This window comes from Phycisphaerae bacterium (assembly GCA_041652575.1).
Taxonomy (GTDB): Bacteria; Planctomycetota; Phycisphaerae; order Sedimentisphaerales; family UBA12454; genus UBA12454.
On sequence record JBAZHC010000001.1, the window covers coordinates 279,794 to 298,068 of the forward strand.

Annotated in this window: 16 protein-coding genes; 10 read left to right on the top strand and 6 right to left on the bottom strand. The window is 45.5% G+C overall.

Annotated elements, in window-relative coordinates; all coding sequences use genetic code 11:
• Positions 1-70 precede the first annotated feature (70 nt).
• Positions 71-1,846, bottom strand: a complete 1,776-nt coding sequence (locus WC496_01390) for a tetratricopeptide repeat protein (GenBank protein ID MFA5291668.1) — start codon at positions 1,844-1,846, stop codon at positions 71-73.
• A gap of 201 nt (positions 1,847-2,047) precedes the next feature.
• Between WC496_01390 and WC496_01395 the strand changes: the two genes are divergently transcribed.
• The 5 genes from WC496_01395 (at position 2,048) to WC496_01415 (ending at position 8,585) form a co-directional block, all read left to right on the top strand.
• Positions 2,048-2,845 carry a type III pantothenate kinase gene (locus tag WC496_01395; protein MFA5291669.1) on the top strand — a complete coding sequence of 266 codons (798 nt, stop codon included), beginning with the start codon at positions 2,048-2,050 and terminating at the stop codon, positions 2,843-2,845.
• Positions 2,846-2,856: 11 nt separating this feature from the next.
• Complete coding sequence (locus tag WC496_01400; GenBank protein MFA5291670.1) at positions 2,857-4,014, top strand: GTPase; 1,158 nt, start codon at positions 2,857-2,859, stop codon at positions 4,012-4,014.
• Positions 4,015-4,133: 119 nt separating this feature from the next.
• Entirely contained in the window at positions 4,134-5,363 is a 1,230-nt protein-coding gene (locus WC496_01405; protein ID MFA5291671.1) for an ATP-binding protein, read from the top strand.
• Positions 5,364-5,369: 6 nt separating this feature from the next.
• Positions 5,370-8,006, top strand: coding sequence for a DNA mismatch repair protein MutS (mutS, locus tag WC496_01410; GenBank protein MFA5291672.1), 2,637 nt, complete (start codon positions 5,370-5,372; stop codon positions 8,004-8,006).
• Between the two features lie 69 nt (positions 8,007-8,075).
• Positions 8,076-8,585 (top strand): zinc ribbon domain-containing protein, encoded by a 510-nt coding sequence (locus WC496_01415; protein MFA5291673.1) that lies wholly within the window; start codon positions 8,076-8,078, stop codon positions 8,583-8,585.
• Positions 8,586-8,600: 15 nt separating this feature from the next.
• On the opposite strand, the gene WC496_01420 is transcribed toward WC496_01415, so the two are convergent.
• Positions 8,601-9,101 carry a metal-dependent hydrolase gene (locus WC496_01420; GenBank protein MFA5291674.1) on the bottom strand — a complete coding sequence of 167 codons (501 nt, stop codon included), beginning with the start codon at positions 9,099-9,101 and terminating at the stop codon, positions 8,601-8,603.
• A 105-nt stretch (positions 9,102-9,206) separates the two neighbouring features.
• Here WC496_01420 and WC496_01425 point away from each other — a divergent pair, with 105 nt between their 5' ends.
• The 4 genes from WC496_01425 to WC496_01440 all read left to right on the top strand — a co-directional run bounded on the left by WC496_01425 (position 9,207) and on the right by WC496_01440 (position 14,676).
• Entirely contained in the window at positions 9,207-10,364 is a 1,158-nt protein-coding gene (locus WC496_01425) for an FtsW/RodA/SpoVE family cell cycle protein (protein ID MFA5291675.1), read from the top strand.
• Positions 10,365-10,421: 57 nt separating this feature from the next.
• Entirely contained in the window at positions 10,422-11,579 is a 1,158-nt protein-coding gene (locus WC496_01430) for a UDP-N-acetylglucosamine--N-acetylmuramyl-(pentapeptide) pyrophosphoryl-undecaprenol N-acetylglucosamine transferase (GenBank protein MFA5291676.1), read from the top strand.
• 83 nt (positions 11,580-11,662) lie between these two features.
• Positions 11,663-13,951 (top strand): hypothetical protein, encoded by a 2,289-nt coding sequence (locus tag WC496_01435; protein MFA5291677.1) that lies wholly within the window; start codon positions 11,663-11,665, stop codon positions 13,949-13,951.
• A 71-nt stretch (positions 13,952-14,022) separates the two neighbouring features.
• Complete coding sequence (locus WC496_01440; protein ID MFA5291678.1) at positions 14,023-14,676, top strand: HAD family hydrolase; 654 nt, start codon at positions 14,023-14,025, stop codon at positions 14,674-14,676.
• A 7-nt stretch (positions 14,677-14,683) separates the two neighbouring features.
• Here the strand turns inward: WC496_01440 and rpmH are convergent, their stop codons facing one another.
• Positions 14,684-14,821, bottom strand: a complete 138-nt coding sequence (rpmH, locus tag WC496_01445; GenBank protein MFA5291679.1) for a 50S ribosomal protein L34 — start codon at positions 14,819-14,821, stop codon at positions 14,684-14,686.
• 78 nt (positions 14,822-14,899) lie between these two features.
• On the bottom strand, positions 14,900-15,544 hold the full coding sequence (locus WC496_01450; protein ID MFA5291680.1) for an MBL fold metallo-hydrolase: 645 nt from the start codon (positions 15,542-15,544) through the stop codon (positions 14,900-14,902).
• A gap of 202 nt (positions 15,545-15,746) precedes the next feature.
• Here WC496_01450 and WC496_01455 point away from each other — a divergent pair, with 202 nt between their 5' ends.
• Positions 15,747-16,709 (top strand): glycosidase, encoded by a 963-nt coding sequence (locus WC496_01455; protein MFA5291681.1) that lies wholly within the window; start codon positions 15,747-15,749, stop codon positions 16,707-16,709.
• A gap of 8 nt (positions 16,710-16,717) precedes the next feature.
• Here the strand turns inward: WC496_01455 and WC496_01460 are convergent, their stop codons facing one another.
• Positions 16,718-17,440, bottom strand: coding sequence for a hypothetical protein (locus tag WC496_01460; GenBank protein ID MFA5291682.1), 723 nt, complete (start codon positions 17,438-17,440; stop codon positions 16,718-16,720).
• The gene (locus tag WC496_01465) at positions 17,437-18,051 is read right to left on the bottom strand and encodes an HAD family hydrolase (GenBank protein ID MFA5291683.1); all 615 of its coding nucleotides are present in this window, start codon (positions 18,049-18,051) and stop codon (positions 17,437-17,439) included. The genes WC496_01460 and WC496_01465 overlap by 4 nt, the downstream gene beginning before the upstream one ends.
• Positions 18,052-18,275: the final 224 nt, after the last annotated feature.

Sequence of the window (18,275 nt, forward strand, 5' to 3'; positions counted from 1 at the left end):
CGAAAGACTTTATAGCGAATTCAAAAAGAAGTTTGAACAAGGTCTTTGCGACAGTTGTGGAAAATCATTTTCATTTGTTAATTCGATTTAGAAGTTCATCGGCGTATTGGGGGTTTAGGGACTTGAGGATATTGTATTCAATGAGGGCGGAATCTTTATCGCCGCTTAACAGATAAATAAGACCAAGAGCACGATGCGCCTCGGTATAATCCGGCCTGATTCTTACGGCTTGCTTATAAGCATCTATCGCCTCAGACCAGCGGCCAAGGCTGCTGTAGGCAATGGCGAGATTATGGTACGCCTCTATATCGTCCGGCTTAGTTCTTATGACCTGCTTAAAAGCGTTTATTGCCTCGGGCAGACGGCCGAACTTACCGTAAGCAACGCCGAGATTATTATATGCCTCTGCATCGTCCGGTTTATTTTTTATGACCTGTTCATAGGCGGCTATTTCCTCGGACAGGCGGCCGAGACTGCCGTAATCAAGGCCAAGATTGTAGTATGCCTCTGCATAATCCGGCCTGATTTTTACGGTCTGCTTATAGGCGTCTATCGCCTCGAGGCGTCGGTCAAGATTGTCTAAAGCAGCGCCAAGATTATAGTACGCAAGATAATTGTTTTGCGTTACATCGATTGCGTGCGAAAAAAGAGTCAGACTATTCTTCCAGTAACTTGTCTGCCTGTGTGCGCATATTCCGAGAGTAGTCAGTACTATTATCATCGATAAGCTAAGAACGATTTTCAGCCGGGGCCATTTTGAAAGAAGCTGCCGCAGGCCCCAGGCAAGCATTATGAACAATCCTATATAAGGAATATAAGTGTAACGGTCGGCGTAAGCCTGTCTGCCGACCTGGACAAATCCTATGACCGGCACAAGTGTTCCGACAAACCAGAACCAGCCTACGGACAAATATTTTTGATTACGTCCAGGAAGAACCACGAAAACAGAAATGCCAAGCAGTAGTAAGGCACAGGCCGCAATTTGCCAAAATGGGACGCCGGCGATATGAAAAGGATAAAATACCGCGAGATTCCGCGGCCAGAACATTTTGTTTATATATTGAGTGTATGATAAGAAGACATTGGCGAATCGGTCGCTGAAAGAAAGATAGCCGCCGGCCACCGCGCCGCCGGTTCGCTGAACCAGAAAAGTAACAATACCTGAGACAAAAGCGAGAATAAAGAATGGTATTTTTTCCCGAATCAGATAGAAAACCGAACGCCCGCCAAAACGCTCAAGCGGCCAATAGTCCAGCAGAAGCAGCACAAAAGGCAGAGTAACGAGCATTGGTTTTGCCATCAGGCCGAGAGTGAAAAACACGATTGCCAGCAAATAATTGGCAGGCTTTGGCCGGCCGACAAAACGAACATAAGCCCACATCGTCAGCAGCCAGAAAAAAGTACTCAGGACATCTTTTCGTTCGGCAATCCACGCAACTGATTCGACGTGCATTGGATGGAGAGCAAAGGCGGCGGCGACAAAAGCGCTGGGCCAAAGCGAGTCTGTCATTTTCTTAAGAACCGTAAAGAGCAGCAGAGTATTTGCAATATGCAGGAAGAGATTTACGAGATGAAATCCGGCAGGACCTGAGCCAAACAACCGGCAATCGAGCATAAGCGAAAGCCAGGTTAAAGGGTGCCAGTTTGTTGCGTGACCAGAGGTAAAAGCCCAAACGGCGCCGTCAACGGTCAGACTATTCAGGACGTGGGGATTTTCATATACGTAAACAGTATCGTCGTAATTGACAAAATCGAAATTCCTGACCTGCCAAAAAACCAGTAGCGTACCAACTGTCAGGATAAAATAAATCGAAAGAACAATATTTTGTTTTACCTGCCGGGGCATAGGCATGCAATATATTTACACGAACATCTGTTGTCAAGGAGCAAAATGAATTGGACAACCGCTCCATTACCCACCGTCGCAAGGCTATGACGAGGCAGGCTGTCGCGGCTCTGTTGCGTTGCGCGGGCAGGGGTGAAATATGTTTTATAATTGATTCTTTGGGGGTTTTACTATAAGCTCTCGGCATTAGAAAGGTTGGAAATGAATTTAATAGCGATAGACATAGGTAATACGAATATAACGGCAGGGCTGTTTCTCGATGGCATTGAAGCGGGAATAGAAAAGACCAGCGGCAATAAACCTGAAGAACTCGCCGAGGTTCTGACGGGCTACTGGAACAGGATTCCATTTTCCAAAGCCAGTAAGGATAAGACAAAACGCGACGGTGTAATTGTTGTCGCCAGTGTAAAGCCGCAGTGGACAGAAATAGTTAAAAAAACTGTGCAGGAAAAATTGGGCGAGAAAATTCTCGAGATAGGTATCGGCAAAGATGTTCCGCTGCCGATGGAGCTCGATGTCGATGAGCCGAGACAGGTTGGCGTTGACAGGGTACTGGAAGCTTTCGCCGCGTACAGCGTTGCCGGCGAAGCGGTAATTGTCGCTGATTTCGGAACTGCGGTAACGATTGACATTGTCGACGATAAAGGCGTTTTTCTCGGCGGGACGATTCTGCCGGGCTTCGATATTTCCGCTGACGCACTGAACAGACTCACGGCATCGCTGCCGAAAATTGACAAAGTGAAAATTCCTGAAAAGTCGTTCGGAAGAAATACCGTCGAGGCGATAAATAACGGTTTATATTATTCGGCGATAGGCGCAGTTGAAGTGGTTTCAAGACTTTATTCCGAGCATCTGGGCAAATGGCCGCAGACGGTAGCGACCGGCGGAAATATGGAAATCGTCAGAAGCGGCTGCGACTTTGTAGATTCGTTTGTCGAGGACCTTGTTGTCAAGGGCATAGCGCTGGCATACAAGAAATATATTGAAGAAAAAGCGTAATTTACCGATTTATGAATAACCATCAGCAAAATTGCATTGCGTCGCTGATGACGGCAAAAACTGCTGCGGCGATATCGAGCATCCAAATTGTCGGTGAAAATTCTGTAAATATTTTAAATAAAATTTTCAAATCATTCGGTGCTCCGCCCCGCCTCGAGCGGCGGGGGCTAAATATTCTGCATGGCAATATCTTCGATGGCGGCAAGTTTATCGATGAAGTGATAATCGGCTGCGAAGGCGAAGATTCATTTAGTATTAACTGCCACGGCAATCCGATTATTGTTGAAAATATTTTAGAGCTGCTTAAGAAAGAGGGAGCAAAAATCGCAGAGGCGCAGGAGGTTATCGCGTATCTTGCCCGCAAAAAATATGGCGATAATCCAATCGCAATCGAAGCTGAAATCGCAGCTTCGCAATCGTCAACTCTTGACGGGGCGAAAATAATTCAACATCAGACGAAGATGGGACTTTTGCAAAGCTGTCAGTGGTGGCTGGAAAATCTCGATAGTATTCAGCTTGACGATATTAAAGCCGGCGCGGAACAGGTTTTGAATGACAGCAGGATTTCTTCATTTTTTATCAGAGGCGCCAAGATTGTCATCGCGGGCCCGCCGAACAGCGGTAAAAGCACATTGTTTAATCGTCTTTGCGGAAAAGAAAAAGCGATAGTAACCGATATCGCCGGCACGACGAGAGACTGGCTAAGTGCGAAAATCCGGCTGAAAAAAATAGAAGCGGAATTTTTCGATACCGCCGGCCTCGATGAGGCACTGAGCGAAAAAAATATAATCGACGCGCAATCGCAGGGACAGGCGGCAGCGCTTATTAAAAATGCGGATTTGGTTTTGTATGTTGTGGATTCCCGCCTGCGCGGGAATGACGAACCCCCGCCACAGGTGCGGGGGCTAAACAAAATTGTTGTTTTGAATAAATGCGATTTGGCGGGAGATTTATTAGTCGATGGTCTGAAAATCAGCGCAAAAACCGGCAGCGGAATAAGGGAACTTATCGACGAGATTGAAACAGCACTGGGCGCTGTCGATTTCGATATGAGAAAAACGGTATGTTTTACCGACAGGCAGGAGAAAATAATGCGGCAGATTGTTTCGGCGGACAAAAAGGAGCAAATTAAAAAGCTTATACAAGATTTGTTAAAAGTAAATTTGTGATATAACTTATTCTTGTTTAAGATGTTATAGGTTTTGGAGATTTTACTTGACATTATTATGTATATGGCTAAATTTATACTTATAACTAAATTTAGTTTGTAAGGTAATAGGAGCTAAATATGGAGACACAATTGTTTACAAATCCGTTCAAACCTGGTGCGGGACATATGCCACCGCATTTGGCGGGCAGAACTAAACAAACACAGGAATTTCAACAACTTCTTGAGCAAACTATTGTGATAAAGAATCTTGTGCTGACAGGTTTGCGAGGAGTTGGAAAGACAGTTTTGCTGGATACTCTCAAACCGATAGCGGTGAAAGCTGGATGGCTTTGGGCGGGTACGGATTTATCCGAATCGACAAGTATTAGCGAAGAAACGGTGGCATTGCGTTTGATTACAGACTTGTCTGTAGTTACATCAAATATTGTGTTTGATAGACAAATAGTACATACATTTGGATTCAGGAATGATGAGACTCTTATTGATACAACTCTTAATTACGAATTTTTAATAAACCTTTTTAAAAATATACCGGGTCTTATCTCTGATAAACTGAAAGGCGTTCTTGAATTTGTATGGGATTGTCTAAAACGTCAGAATATCAGAGGGTTGATATTTGCTTACGACGAAGCGCAGACAATGGCGGACCATACTGAAAAGGAACAATACCCGCTTTCACTTTTGCTGGATGTATTTCAGTCATTACAGAAAAAAGAAATTCCATTTATGCTGGTAATGGTCGGCCTGCCGACATTATTTCCGAAATTGGTTGAAGCGCGGACATTCTCAGAAAGAATGTTTAGAGTGGTTTTCCTTAACAAGTTAAATGAACAAGACAGTAGAGATGCTATTGTCAAACCTATCCAAGACAAGAACTGTTCAGTGAAACTTTCTGAAGAATCAATCAACCTCATAATAAAGACGTCTGGAGGTTATCCCTACTTTATACAGTTTATATGCAAGGAGGTTTATGATATTTTTGTACAACAGCATATGGGGGGACAAAATTTAAGGGCTCCTCTTGATGAAATAACACGGAAACTGGATAATGATTTTTTTGCTGGCAGATGGGCAAGGGCAACTGATAGACAACGTGATTTACTTACGATAATTGCCGAATTACCTAATGCAGATGATGAATTTACGGTGCAGGATGTAGTTGAAGAAGCTAAAAAGTCGGAGAAACCATTCAGTGCAAGTCACGTTAGTCAGATGCTGGTATCGTTGACGAATTCCGGTCTTGTTTACAAGAATAGATACGGCAAATATTCTTTTGCCGTTCCTTTGCTTGCACAATATATATTAAGACAATCAAGGGAAAACTCTCAACAGCCAAGGTTATTCTAAAAAAATATGACACAACAGCAAGACAAATTAACACCGGCGATGAAGCAGTATGACAGCTTCAAGAAGAAATACCCTGACTGCATTTTGTTTTTCAGGATGGGGGATTTCTACGAGACTTTCTACAGGGACGCTCAAATCTGCTCGCAGGTTTGCGGCCTTACGCTGACCAGCAGAAGCAAGGGCGAAAATCCCGTTCCTCTTGCAGGCGTTCCATTTCACGCGGTTGACGGCTATCTGAAAAAAATGATTAAGGCTGGCTACAAAGTCGCCGTCTGCGAACAAATCGAAGACGCAAGACTTGCCAAAGGCGTTGTCAAACGCGATGTAATCCGGATTATCACGCCGGGAACTCTTACCGATGATATGCTGCTGGAAGAAAAACAGGATAATTTTCTCTGTGCGATAAGTCTTAATACGAAGAACGCGGCGATAAGCTGGGTCGATATTTCGACGGGACATTTTTTCGCTCGCGCAGTTCCTGAAGGCGCGTTGGTCGATGAGATTCTGCGGATTTCGCCTGCGGAGTGTATTTTGCCGGACGGGCGCGGCGAATTGTTTGGCGAGGAGATTAAAAAACTCGCATCGCAGATTGAACGGTCCGGCAGTACGATAATAACATATCGGCCGGGATGGTATTTCGAGCCTTACGATGCTTATAAGAGGCTTATAGACCATTTCGGCACAAAGACGCTCGAAGGGTTCGGCATAAAGGACGACAGTTTCATAATCAGTCCGGCAGGGGCAGTAATTGAATATCTGAAGGAAACGCAAAAGACCGCGCTGGGACATATTTCGAGTATTAAATTGGTCGAGCAGAAAAAATTTCTTCAGATTGACCAGGTAACGCTGAGAAGTCTTGAGGTTCTATCGACGATTCGCGGCGGGAAAGGTTCGCTGATTGAAACTATCGACCGCACGCTGACCGGCATGGGCGGCAGGATGCTGCGATACTGGTTGTGTATGCCTTTGAACGAGACGAGCTCAATCGAATTAAGACAGGATGCGGTCGGAGAGCTTATTGAAAAGAAAATAGAGTCCGATGAGGGATGCCTTACGGCACTTGAAAAAATACGCGGCATCCTGAAAAATTTCGCAGACCTTGAAAGGATTATCGCGAGAATCAGTACTTTAAGAGCGGGGCCGAGAGATTTACTTGCTCTTGTGCAGAGCTTAAAAAAGACAGAACCATTGAAACAAGTTCTGCTTGGCCTGACGGCCGACATATTTGTGAATCTTTCGAAAAACTGCGATACGATGAAAGAACTTGCCGATTTGCTCGATTTGGCGATTGAGCCGAATTGCCCGACGCATCTTCGCGACGGCGGGGTGATAAAGACAGGTTTTAATGCCGAGCTTGACGAACTTCGCAATATATCCAGAGATGTCAGGACCTGGCTTGCGCAGTATCAGCAGAAGGAAATCGAGCGAACCGGTATAACGAATCTGAAGGTCGGCTTTAATAATGTTTTCGGCTATTATATTGAGATTTCAAATTCCAACGCCGATAGAGCACCTGCCGATTATGTCCGCAAGCAGACTGTAAAGAATGCTGAACGGTACATAACGGATGAATTGAAAAAATATGAGGAGAAAATTCTTACCGCGGGAGAAAAAGGTATCGAGCTTGAGCTGAAATTATTCGAACAGATTCGGGCGCAGTGCAGCAGCTATACTCAAAAAATTATGTCGCTCGCGGAAATTGTCGCGACGGTCGATTGTCTTTGCGCATTCGCTCATCTTGCAATGTCGCAGAATTATACCCGGCCGAAGGTTACAAACGGAACAGAACTGGTCATCAATGACGGCAGACATCCGGTGCTTGCTGAAATTCTCGGCAATGAATTTATGCCGAACGATGTAGAACTTGGCAATGGCAGCGGTGATGTGATGATTATCACAGGTCCTAATATGAGCGGCAAGAGCACTTATATCAGGCAAACGGCGCTTCTTGTGCTGTTGGCTCAGACGGGCAGTTTTATTCCCGCAAAGCAGGCGGAGATAGGTCTGGTTGACAGTATTTTTACGCGAGTCGGCGCATCGGATGAAATCGTGCGCGGGCAATCGACATTTATGGTTGAGATGACCGAGACGGCGAATATCATTAACAACGCGACTGAAAAATCGCTTGTGATTCTCGACGAAGTCGGCAGGGGGACGAGCACTTATGACGGCCTGTCTCTTGCATGGGCGATAACGGAACATATCGCAAATAAAATAAAATGCAGAACACTCTTTGCGACGCATTATCATGAGCTTACCGCTCTGGCGGAACTTTTGGTTAATGTGAAAAATTGCAATGTCGCGGTTCGTGAGTGGATGGACGAGGTGGTATTTCTGCATAAGATAGTCCCCGGCGGAACGGACAAAAGTTACGGCATTCACGTTGCCAAACTTGCCGGGATTCCCAAATCCATTCTTGAACGCAGTAAAGAGATTCTTGCTGAGCTGGAAAATACTTTTCAGAAGGAAACTTCAGGCGATAAACTCACGAAACAGCGGACAAAACAGCCTGACAACCAGCTTTTCGACCAGAAAGAAAAGGATGTACTTGAAAAGCTGAAAGGCCTTGATGTTAATAATCTTACGCCGATACAGGCGATAAATCTGCTTAACGAGATTAAAGATTTTTTAAGGAAACAATAGTTTTATTTTGGGTTGAATATCCTTTATAGCCGTATTACAATAGCGGCGGATTTTTAATTGAGGTGAAAAATGTATTGTCAAAAATGCGGTGCCGAAAATCTTGAAAACGCTGCGATATGTCAAAGCTGCGGCGGAGTGTTCGTTTACAGTAAGCCGACAAGAACCAGCGGCATGGCAATAACCTCGACAATTCTCAGCATCACCGGCTTTTCGCTGTTCGGTATATTCTGCATAACTTTGATACTCGGCCTTATCTTCGGCATAATGGCCCTGATTACATGGATACTCAGTCTCGTATTCGGTATCCTTGCTCTTATCACATGGATACTCGGTTTGGTTCTGGGCATAATGGCCATGAGTAAGGTCAGCAAATCCGGCGGACAAATCAGAGGCAAAGGTTTTGCGGTCAGCGGCGTTTCCCTCTCGGCATCGGGACTGGCGCTTTTACTGACGATTGTCGGAGTGCTTTTATTTATCAGTTCGGCAACGACGCTTTCGCTGCAGAAGAAAATGAAATCGCAGCAAACCACGGTTACCATCGTCGAAGACGACAACGAACCGAACGCTGTGGAAGAGTAAATAGCATAAGGATATTCAGTCTGTAGTTTTACGGCTGGTTTTCATACGCGACAAAACATAGAGCACTATCAATATAACAAAACATACGATGCAAATTTCTTTTACCTGGTTTTGTGACAGCAGCCGCCAAAGGTAATTTTTTCTTATCGGCCAGAAAGGCTTTACATCGTAGTGATAAATCCCGTCAATAAGCACGTGCATCCATACACCGAGAATGCCTGAAATAATCATTTTCAGGAAATTTGTCTGATATGGTATCCTGATTTTCTCCATAGCCCGGCCAAGAACATCACGCCAGGGCCAGGCGGCCAATCCGCAAAACGCTCCGACGACCGAACCTATAAGAAAAGTATGGCAGAGCCTGTGATAAGGCCAGCCCAGATGCAGTATGCTAATCAGCGGCACTTCGAGGTCAACCGCTACATTTGCCAGCACAAACACCGGAAAGTCTATCCACTTGCGGAAGATATATCCGAGCAGTCCTGAAGGTCCAAAATGATAAGGCGTAAAAGGCATAGGCGAATTATAGTTTTGGCACCGCTTAAGTCTATTAAAAACTCCGATATACCTTTCCGGTTTTGTGATTGATTCTTCGGCCTGTTTTGCGGATAATCCTTTTCCGTGAAGATAATACCTGAAAATCGGACGATTGCTAATATGGTGGTTTGCCTGACAGTTACGCTAATGGCTATCGGCGCGATTTTTGTTTTCAGCGCAAGCGCAAGAATAGATATCGAATACAACCTTCTTAAATTTTATACATATCCGGAGTTTAAGCAGGCATTGTTTTTTCTTGCGGCGATTGGGATTGTATTCGGCGTCAGCTTCTTTAACTATCGAAAGTTCGCTTTTTCAGACAATACTCTGGGAGGCTGGCTTAAGAACCCAACGGCCTATCTTGTCGGTGGCAGTATCATATTGCTTGTTATCGTGCTTATTCCCGGCATAGGAGTTGAGATTAATAATGCCCGCCGATGGTTAAGGTTGGGCGCAGGTCCGATAACGCTCAATTTCCAGCCGTCTGAACTGGCAAAATGGTCGCTCGTTTTATTTATTCCCGCGGTTTCGGTGATGTTCGGCGAAAGGCTCAGGAGTTTTTTTAAAGGATTTGTGCCGATTTTTCTGCTTATCGGTTTTATAGCGGGGCTTATACTGATCGAAGATTTCGGCACGGCTTTGTTTGTGGCGTTTGTAAGTCTTGCGGTTTTGTTCGTGGCAGGCGGCAAGTGGTGGCATTTCCTGACGCCATTGCCGGTGCTGGTTGCTGTTTTTGCCCTTGCGATACTTTCCTCTCCGGAAAGAATTGAAAGGATAAAGTCGTTTGTTCAGCCGGGCGATTCTACGGCCCAGACTTCGGGCTATCAAATCAGGCAGTCTCTTATCGCCGTTTCGACCGGCGGTCTTTTGGGGAAAGGTCTCGGCGGCGGAATCAGCAAGTATGGCCATCTGCCGGAAGATACCACCGATTTTATTTTTGCGATAATAGCCGAGGAGCTTGGTTTTGTCGGCGTCTGTGTGGTGATTCTGCTGTTTTTGCTTTTTATAGCTCTTGGAATAATTATTATTTACAGATGTCCGGACGACTTCGGCAAACTACTTGCCTTCGGTATTGTTCTTACGATAACTTTTCAGGCGATGATAAATCTTGGCGTCGTTACCCGTCTTTTACCCACAAAGGGCATTGCCCTTCCTTTTTTAAGTGCAGGCGGAACACATCTGTTTCTTGCGGCGGCGGCGGCCGGGCTCCTTGCATCCGTTGCCAGAAGGAGCGAGGAATGAGACACTTTTACCCTCACACCTATTTGCACAGTTGTACTAAAGATACAGGACATTAGAATGATACCGTTATCATCAAATATTCAAATTGCTGACAAAAAACAAATAGGTGTGAGGGTTTATTTTGCCGGCGGCGGTACGGGCGGTCACATTTATCCCGCTGTCGCGGTTGCTCAGGAGCTTTTTAAAATAGAGCCGTCCTGCAAAATAACCTTTTTTTGCAGTCAAAGGCCTATAGATGCCAGGGTTCTTGCCGGTACCGGTTTTAGTTTTATTCCACTGCCCGCTATGGGACTTTCAAAAAATCCTTATCAGTTTTTTTCGTTTTTGCGTTCTATTTTTGCGGCCAAAAAAATCGCGAAAAAAACAATGCTCGATGATAAACCGGAAAAAGCCGTTCTTTTCAGTATAGGCGGTTTTGTTTCCGCAGGTCCCGTCCTTGCCGCGAAAAATTTAAAGATACCGGTCGCGATGCTTAATATTGACGCTGTGCCGGGCAAGGCGAACAGTTTTCTTGCCCGTTACACAAGGGATATTTTTGTTCAGTTTGCCAGGACAAGCAATTATTTCGGATTAAATAATAAAAAGGTCATAGTAACTGGATGCCCGCTGCGCGGAGCGTTTTTCAATCCTGACAAAACCAAAGCTGTTGAAAAACTGGGACTGAGTCCGAAAAAGAAAATACTTCTCGTTACAGGCGCATCAGGCGGGGCGGAAAATATAAATAATGTTTTAGGGTATCTTCTTGACCGGCTCCAGGGCTTTGCCGAGAGCTGGCAGATTGTTCATTTAGCGGGCATCTCCCATTACGATACCGTCCGAACGATTTACAGGCAGGCGAGAATTGGTTATAAGGTTCTGGATTATTGCGATGATATGCCGAATCTGCTCGCCGCGGCGGACCTTGTTATCGGCAGGGCCGGTGCGATGAGCGTGGCGGAATTTGCCGCTTCCGGAACGCCGGCGATATGTCTGCCTTATCCTTATCACAAAGACCAGCATCAGAGGCTCAATGGGCAGTTTCTCGTAGATGCCGGCTGCGGGCGTTTAGTCGATGATTTGTGCGATACTGAAAAGACCGCAATGCTTTTATGGGCTGTTCTTTGCGAACTTATGAATTCGGACGAAAAAAGAGCTCAAATGAAGCGCAATTGTGCCGGTCTTGCCCGCTCCGACGCGGTGGTGCAGATTGCACGAAAACTGTTGAGTTATCGATAATTGTTATTTTTATTTACAATCATTTTTACTGAACGTAGAATGCCATTAAAGCGTATGCCGTGAAAAGGACGAATAGGACTATAATGAGCACTATTTACCAAAAAAGACCCGATATCAAAGACATAATTTTGTCGATGTTTTTGTTTTTATGTCTTGCGCCTTTTCTTTATGCGGCAGTTGATACTTCCGTACAGGATATTAACGGTCAATTGAAAATCAATCGCTGGACACTTCTCAATTCCACTGACGAGCAGATACGGATAGATACGGCGGTTGAACTGCTCAAAAGCGATGAATCTGCGACAAGACAGGTTCTGCTCGAAGCTCTTGCCTCGAACGATAATGCCGCCGCACAGAGTTCCATTTGCAGGGCGATAAGTAAGTTCAGAAGCACCCCGCAGCTTATTCCTGATAAAGAAGATTTTATCGGACCGTTGTTTAATATCCTCAAAGGTCAAAATACCGAAGTGGCAACACTTGCAGCTCAGGCCTCTTTGATTTTTACATACAAAGAGGTTAGGGGCCGGCTTGATGATATAATAAAAAATCCCGACCTGCCTGCTGCGGCAAAAAAGAATGCGATTTATGCCATTCAGATTCGTCCAGATAAAGAGACTGTTCCGCTGCTTATAGGTCTGCTCGACAGCGACGAGACGGTAGTAGCTTCTGCGGCGGCGGACGCTTTACAAAGATGGCTGCCGATAGGCAAAGACAGGCAGCAATGGCAGAAGATTCGCAGGGATATAGAAAGGGGCCGGATAGATATTGTGCGTGAAAGACTGCTTGCCCAGCAGGACAGGGTGCGTCAGCTTAACGACGATATTTTAAAATGGCAGAAAAGATATCTGACGTCACTGGATAATATCTATCAGGCGACTGCGGATGATAACGCTCGCGCAAAATTTGTCGCCGATAATCTTGTTTTTGAACACAGTTCGGTCAAGCTCTGGGCGATTGAAAAGATTAATATGTGGCAAAAGAGCGGCAAGCCTTTGCCTCTTGATGTTTTCCAAAAACCGCTTGTCGTACTTATTTCCGATGCTAACCCTGCGGTGAGACTTGCCGCGGCGAAGCTGCTCGGACTGCTTACCAATATCAATTCGGCCGATGCCCTGCTGGTTCAGCTCAAGGCAGAAACTGAAATGGATGTTAAAACAGAGATACTTATCGCGCTGGGACATGTCTGTAATTTTGCTCTTTCGCCCGGAGCGGAAGTGAAAATAAATCCGCAGGTCAGGATTGAAACCATGAATATCGCTGCCGAGTTTTTCAAGGATAACAATCCTGTGATAGCGGCGGAGGTTATTCGTAATCTGCTTTTACAGAACGGCCTTGATACGTCCCGCGTGAAACCTTATTTCGAGCTTATTGCCGCCAGTTACCGCAAGACGACTGACGAACAGGCCAAGGCCCGCCTTCTCGAAGAAATGGCACGATTATGCGGCAGCGACAGTTTTTACAAAGATATTGCGGGCGAAGTCTTCAGGGATATTTTTCTTGGCGCCATAGACGACAAAAACGACCAGATTGCGGCGCCTGCCGTTACAGGTCTTTTGAGAGTTGACCAGGCCGGAGCTTTCGAGATACTCAAAAGCAGGGGCTTTACCAGTCATTCGAGCAGCAAAATACGCGACGAACTTATTTCCGCGGCCGGTCAGATTGGTACCCAGCAGGATCTTGACTGGCTCGGCAATCTGACGACTACGGCTTCGGCGGATACGGAGCGTCAGCGGGCCGCCGATGCGATGATGAATATCTTTCAGTTCTGCAAGACCGACGTCCTGATTTCGTGGGCTCAGCAGTTATCGAGTCTTGCCAAATCGAAAAAAGATGAATTTCTTCTTGCAAGGTCCCGGGCTTTATTTGAAGCGGCAGAAAAGAAAGCAGAAACCGAGCAGGACGCTAATTCGCTGTTTTCTCTGCGGCGTACGCTTGCCGAACATTATGCCGCCACGTCGCTGTACGGCCTGGCTGCGAAATATTATGGGATGCTTCTGTTGACAACGACAGACCCGAATGAAAAAGAACAATTGACCGCCAAACTGCTTGAAGTGAATTTACGTTCAGGTCAGACGGAATCTGCCAAGCAGCTTTTGGCCAATGTCCTGCTTTCGTCCGATATCGGGCCGGATAAGGAAATTTCGAAGGTGCTCGACAAGTATTTTACGGAGAATAACCAGAGCCAGGCGGCAAAACAGATTTTCCGTGCTCTTGTTGCCGTGCAAATTCCCGCCGGTGGTAAATATCCGTTGTGGTCCGGACAGATTAAGAAATGGCAAAAACTTCTGGCAATTGCTTCTATTGTGCCTGCAGGGCCGAATACCCCGGCAGTTCCGGCGGACCAGAATTCAAAAAGTACGAGTCCTGACTGATATTGCCGCGAATTTATAGTCTGTAATTATCCTTGAATTGTCCTGTCAAATCTGCAAGAATCTCCTGCCTGATGATTTCCGATTTTACAAAATATAAACATATTATATGGGACTGGAACGGCACATTGCTTGACGATGCATGGCTGTGTGTGGAGATACTCAACCGGATGCTTGTTCGCCGGAAAATGGAAACAACGACCCTGGCCCGGTACCAGACGGACTTCGATTTTCCTGTGGTGAATTATTACCTCAGGCTCGGCTTTGATTTTAATAAAGAATCTTTCGATGAAATTGCCCGTGAATATATCCACGATTATGAATCGCAGCGGTTCAGGTGCAGTTTGCGGGAGGGGGTCATCGATGTCATAAAAGCGCTGAAAGCCCGCGGTTTTTTGCAGTCGGTTCTTTCCGCTTCGCAGCGGTCATCATTAATTGAGGCGCTGGAGATGTTTGGTTTGAAGGATTTTTTCGAGAATGTCGCCGGCCTTGACGACTATTACGCTCACAGCAAGGTCGATGCCGGCAAAGAATTGCTGAAGAACCTGTCGGCAAACAATAAAGAAATTCTTCTTATTGGCGATACGACGCATGATTACGAGGTGGCGTGTGAGTTGGGAGCCGATTGTCTGCTGCTGCCCGCCGGCCATCAATCCAGAGAAAGACTTGCCGGTGCAGGCGCAAAAGTGTGTAATAATCTTAACGAAGCTTTAAAAAGCCTGTTTTAACGTCCATTTACGTATTTCTCAGCTTAAGCGACCTGCCTATGCGTCTTCTTCTTTTCATGATATTTCTACCGGTTTTGGTTCTCATTCTTGTCAGAAAACCGCTTTTGCGTTTCTTTTTAACCTTACTTATACGATGATTTTCCATTGTGTCTCCGAACCTATCATTTATTTTAGGGGCTTATTATAAGGAATCCTGTGCTTTTGACAAGAGTTTTTATGCTTTTCACCGTAAATAAGGATTATGTGCTTTTTCCTGTTTTATAGTGGTATTTTCCCCATGTCCTGGCAGAACTGCCGTATCGTCAGGCAGAAGGAGTAATTTATTTTTGATGCCTTCAATAAGCTGTTTAAAACATTTTTCTATGTCATATCCGGGAAAATCAGTCCTTCCGACCGACCCTGAAAAGAGCGTATCGCCGCTGAAGAGAATTTTTTCATCGCTGTTGTAAAGGCAAATCCCGCCCTGCGTATGGCCGGGCGTGTGCAGAATGGAAAATTTCACATCCGCAAATTCAATCCGCCCTTGGTCTTCCAAAAGGATGTCGGCCGGCGAGCTTTCAATTTTCCTGCCCAGAAAACTGGAAAAATTGCTTACAGAATCACCGAGCATATAAGCATCGGCTTTATGAATACATATTTTGATATTGCTGAAGTTTTGCTGCAGCAGAGCGGCACCTGCGATATGGTCAACGTGTCCATGAGTGAGAATCAGAGCCTGGGGATTGAGTTTTTTCTTCTTTAAAAAATCTATTAACGGCTCCGAGCTGAACCCGGTATCGATAATAATACAGTTTACAGCTTTTTCATTTTTACGGACCACATAACAGTTGTTCCCGTATTCGCCTAAAACCAGTCTGTCAATCTGCATTTATAACTCCTATTTAAAGAGACAAACTATATCAGGATAAAATGTTTTGTCAAATACTTGCGGTATTTTGAGTGTTTTATAAGACTTACATTGACAGAGTGGTAATTTTCTTTAAAACTGACTTCAGTGATACTGTTTTCCTGTCGATTTGATGGGTGGAAGTTTTTGCGCGAATTATGTTTTTGATGTGAAGGAACGAACGATGGCGGATATTTCCCGTGAACAGCTTGCTCATGACCTTTTCAGAAGGTATGAAGGCAATCCGATACTCGAAGCAAAGGACTGGCCCTATCCTGTCAATTCAGTTTTTAATCCTGCGGCGATAAAACTTCCTGACTGCACATTGCTGCTGGCACGCGTCGAGGATATGAGAGGATTTTCCCACCTGACTTTATGTAAGAGCAAAGACGGCCTTACAAACTGGCAGATTGATGATAAGCCCACGATGGAAGCCGACCACGACTCGCGGGAGGAACGATGGGGACTGGAAGACCCGCGAATTGTCTGGCTCGAAGAGCAGGGACATTTCGGGATAACTTACGTATCATTCAGCGAAGGCGGGCCTCTTGTTTCGCTTGCAATAACCAAGAATTTCCACACATTTTCGAGAATGGGCGCGATGCTTCCGCCGGAAGACAAAGACGCCTGTCTTTTCCCGCGAAGATTCAACGGCCGGTTCGCTCTCATTCACCGTCCAATCGTCCAGGGAGAAGCACATATCTGGCTTAGTATGTCGCCTGATTTGAAACATTGGGGCGACCACAGAGTTCTTTTGCGAACCCGTCACGCCTTCTGGGACGGCCAGCGGATAGGTCTTGCCGCCCAGCCGATAGAGATTCCCGAAGGCTGGCTGATTTTCTATCACGGCGTAAGAGCTACCACAGCAGGACAGATATATCGAATCGGTATAGCACTGCTGGACCTTGAGCAGCCGTGGAAGGTGCTTCGCAGAAGCGAGGAATGGGTTCTCGGCCCGCGGGCGGACTATGAGAGAATCGGCGATGTAAGCGATGTTGTTTTCGTTACCGGCGCAACGGTTAACGAAGAGAATAACCGCCTGTATCTTTATTATGGCGCAGCGGACGACAAAATTGCCGTGGCAATGGCCAATATGGATGCGATTCGCGAATATATAATGATGTGCCCGGAAGTTGACAGCGATTAAACAATTTCTTACTTTTGTGTCTTCACAAAATCCGCAGGTATATTCATATCGAATACGGAATTTTTGACGGCTGTCGAAGTATCAATTTGAGATAGTTTTATTGTTATTTTCTCGTCTTCACTGGTTACTGCCGAAAAATCACAGGGGAGAGAATTTACGGGGTTTATCGTTATTTCAATATGTTTATATGTCTTGAAAAATTTCGAGTTTTCCTTCGGTATCAGGCACAGCACGCTTTGCGAAACAGTTATATTAAACTGCCCGGTCATTTCATCTGGTTTCGCCAGGCCGATAATCGGAAAATAATCCTGCACCAGCTCGAAAGGTTCGATAGGCTTGTCTTTCGAGAGCTGTTCTGTTATCGCGGACTTGCCCTGGTAATCGATTTTTGTCAGCTTCATTCCGTCGAAGATGTAATCTTCTCTGTAATTGAGCCGCGGGGACTGGTCCTGTTTTATAGTTAAAAAATTCATCCTCAGCGCGGTGCAGTTAACGTCTTTAACATAAAAAATATCGCCTGTTCGGATAGTCTGCGTATCGAATAACGGCTGAGCGTGTATGTATTCGACCTGAGCGGTTAATTGCCGGAGTTTGGCGACGGCGGAATTCAGTTTTTCTATTGTTTGAATGACTTCTTTTTGCACCGGCAGATTGCTGTCATTAGGTTCGCCGCCAAAGCTGACACTCTGACATACAAGTAAAACGATAAGTATTACGATTTTATTTTTCATTCTTCTGAGTTCTGTGTTCCGAGTTCTGTATTCTGTTTTATTATATCAATGATTTGGGTCAGTTTGTCAATCGTATAATCCGCAAAGTCGGTGAACTGCCGGGATTGTTCCGAATTTTTCATCCAGACCGCCGTGGCGCCGGCCGCTTTTGCGCATTGCAGGTCGAAAAGATAGTCTCCCACGACAAGCGTTTCCTGTGGTCTGACATTGAAATGCCTGCATAGCATTTTTACTCCGAACGGGTCCGGCTTTACAGGGCCGTCGTTCCTGTCGAAAATAGCGTCGAATTCGATATTGTGTTTTTGGGCCACTGCCGAGGCGTTGCTGCGGGTATTTCGCGTCAATACGCCGATAGGCATTTTCATCTGCCGGAGTATTCGTAGAGTTTCGGCGGCGCCTTTGTTCAATGTCGAATGTTCGATTGCCGCCTGTTCGTGTTTGTACAGGATTTCTTCCGCTTTTTTTCTCTCGGCTTCAGACATTTTTTCCATTGCCTCAAGAAGCGGCTCTGAATTGGCGGGAAGACCTATCTCTTTTCTTAGCCTGTCGAAATCCAGATATGGTTCTGTTATCGTGCCGTCCAAATCGAATATTATTGCTTTGATTTTCATTGCACCAATGACTATTCACTATCAACTAATTTGTTTGGCCCCCGCCGCTTAGGGCGGGATTTTGTCATTCCCGCAGGGGCGGGAATCTATACTATAAATTATCATATTTCCCCTTGCTTGTCAGCAGAAAACGGCTATAATAGAAGCAGTTATCAATGGAGAAGGAAGAAAATGAGAGGTTGTTTGAGGATTTCCCGTCTATTTACAATTCAGCGGTATTTCTA

What these genes read in the sequence shown, in the direction of transcription:
- WC496_01390 (MFA5291668.1), bottom strand. Translation starts at nt 1,846, where the DNA reads ATGCCCCGGCAGGTAAAACAAAATATTGTTCTTTCGATTTATTTTATC.
- WC496_01395 (MFA5291669.1), top strand. Translation starts at nt 2,048, where the DNA reads ATGAATTTAATAGCGATAGACATAGGTAATACGAATATAACGGCAGGG.
- WC496_01400 (MFA5291670.1), top strand. Translation starts at nt 2,857, where the DNA reads ATGAATAACCATCAGCAAAATTGCATTGCGTCGCTGATGACGGCAAAA.
- WC496_01405 (MFA5291671.1), top strand. Translation starts at nt 4,134, where the DNA reads ATGGAGACACAATTGTTTACAAATCCGTTCAAACCTGGTGCGGGACAT.
- mutS (MFA5291672.1), top strand. Translation starts at nt 5,370, where the DNA reads ATGACACAACAGCAAGACAAATTAACACCGGCGATGAAGCAGTATGAC.
- WC496_01415 (MFA5291673.1), top strand. Translation starts at nt 8,076, where the DNA reads ATGTATTGTCAAAAATGCGGTGCCGAAAATCTTGAAAACGCTGCGATA.
- WC496_01420 (MFA5291674.1), bottom strand. Translation starts at nt 9,101, where the DNA reads ATGCCTTTTACGCCTTATCATTTTGGACCTTCAGGACTGCTCGGATAT.
- WC496_01430 (MFA5291676.1), top strand. Translation starts at nt 10,422, where the DNA reads ATGATACCGTTATCATCAAATATTCAAATTGCTGACAAAAAACAAATA.
- WC496_01435 (MFA5291677.1), top strand. Translation starts at nt 11,663, where the DNA reads ATGAGCACTATTTACCAAAAAAGACCCGATATCAAAGACATAATTTTG.
- WC496_01440 (MFA5291678.1), top strand. Translation starts at nt 14,023, where the DNA reads ATGATTTCCGATTTTACAAAATATAAACATATTATATGGGACTGGAAC.
- rpmH (MFA5291679.1), bottom strand. Translation starts at nt 14,821, where the DNA reads ATGGAAAATCATCGTATAAGTAAGGTTAAAAAGAAACGCAAAAGCGGT.
- WC496_01450 (MFA5291680.1), bottom strand. Translation starts at nt 15,544, where the DNA reads ATGCAGATTGACAGACTGGTTTTAGGCGAATACGGGAACAACTGTTAT.
- WC496_01455 (MFA5291681.1), top strand. Translation starts at nt 15,747, where the DNA reads ATGGCGGATATTTCCCGTGAACAGCTTGCTCATGACCTTTTCAGAAGG.
- WC496_01460 (MFA5291682.1), bottom strand. Translation starts at nt 17,440, where the DNA reads ATGAAAAATAAAATCGTAATACTTATCGTTTTACTTGTATGTCAGAGT.
- WC496_01465 (MFA5291683.1), bottom strand. Translation starts at nt 18,051, where the DNA reads ATGAAAATCAAAGCAATAATATTCGATTTGGACGGCACGATAACAGAA.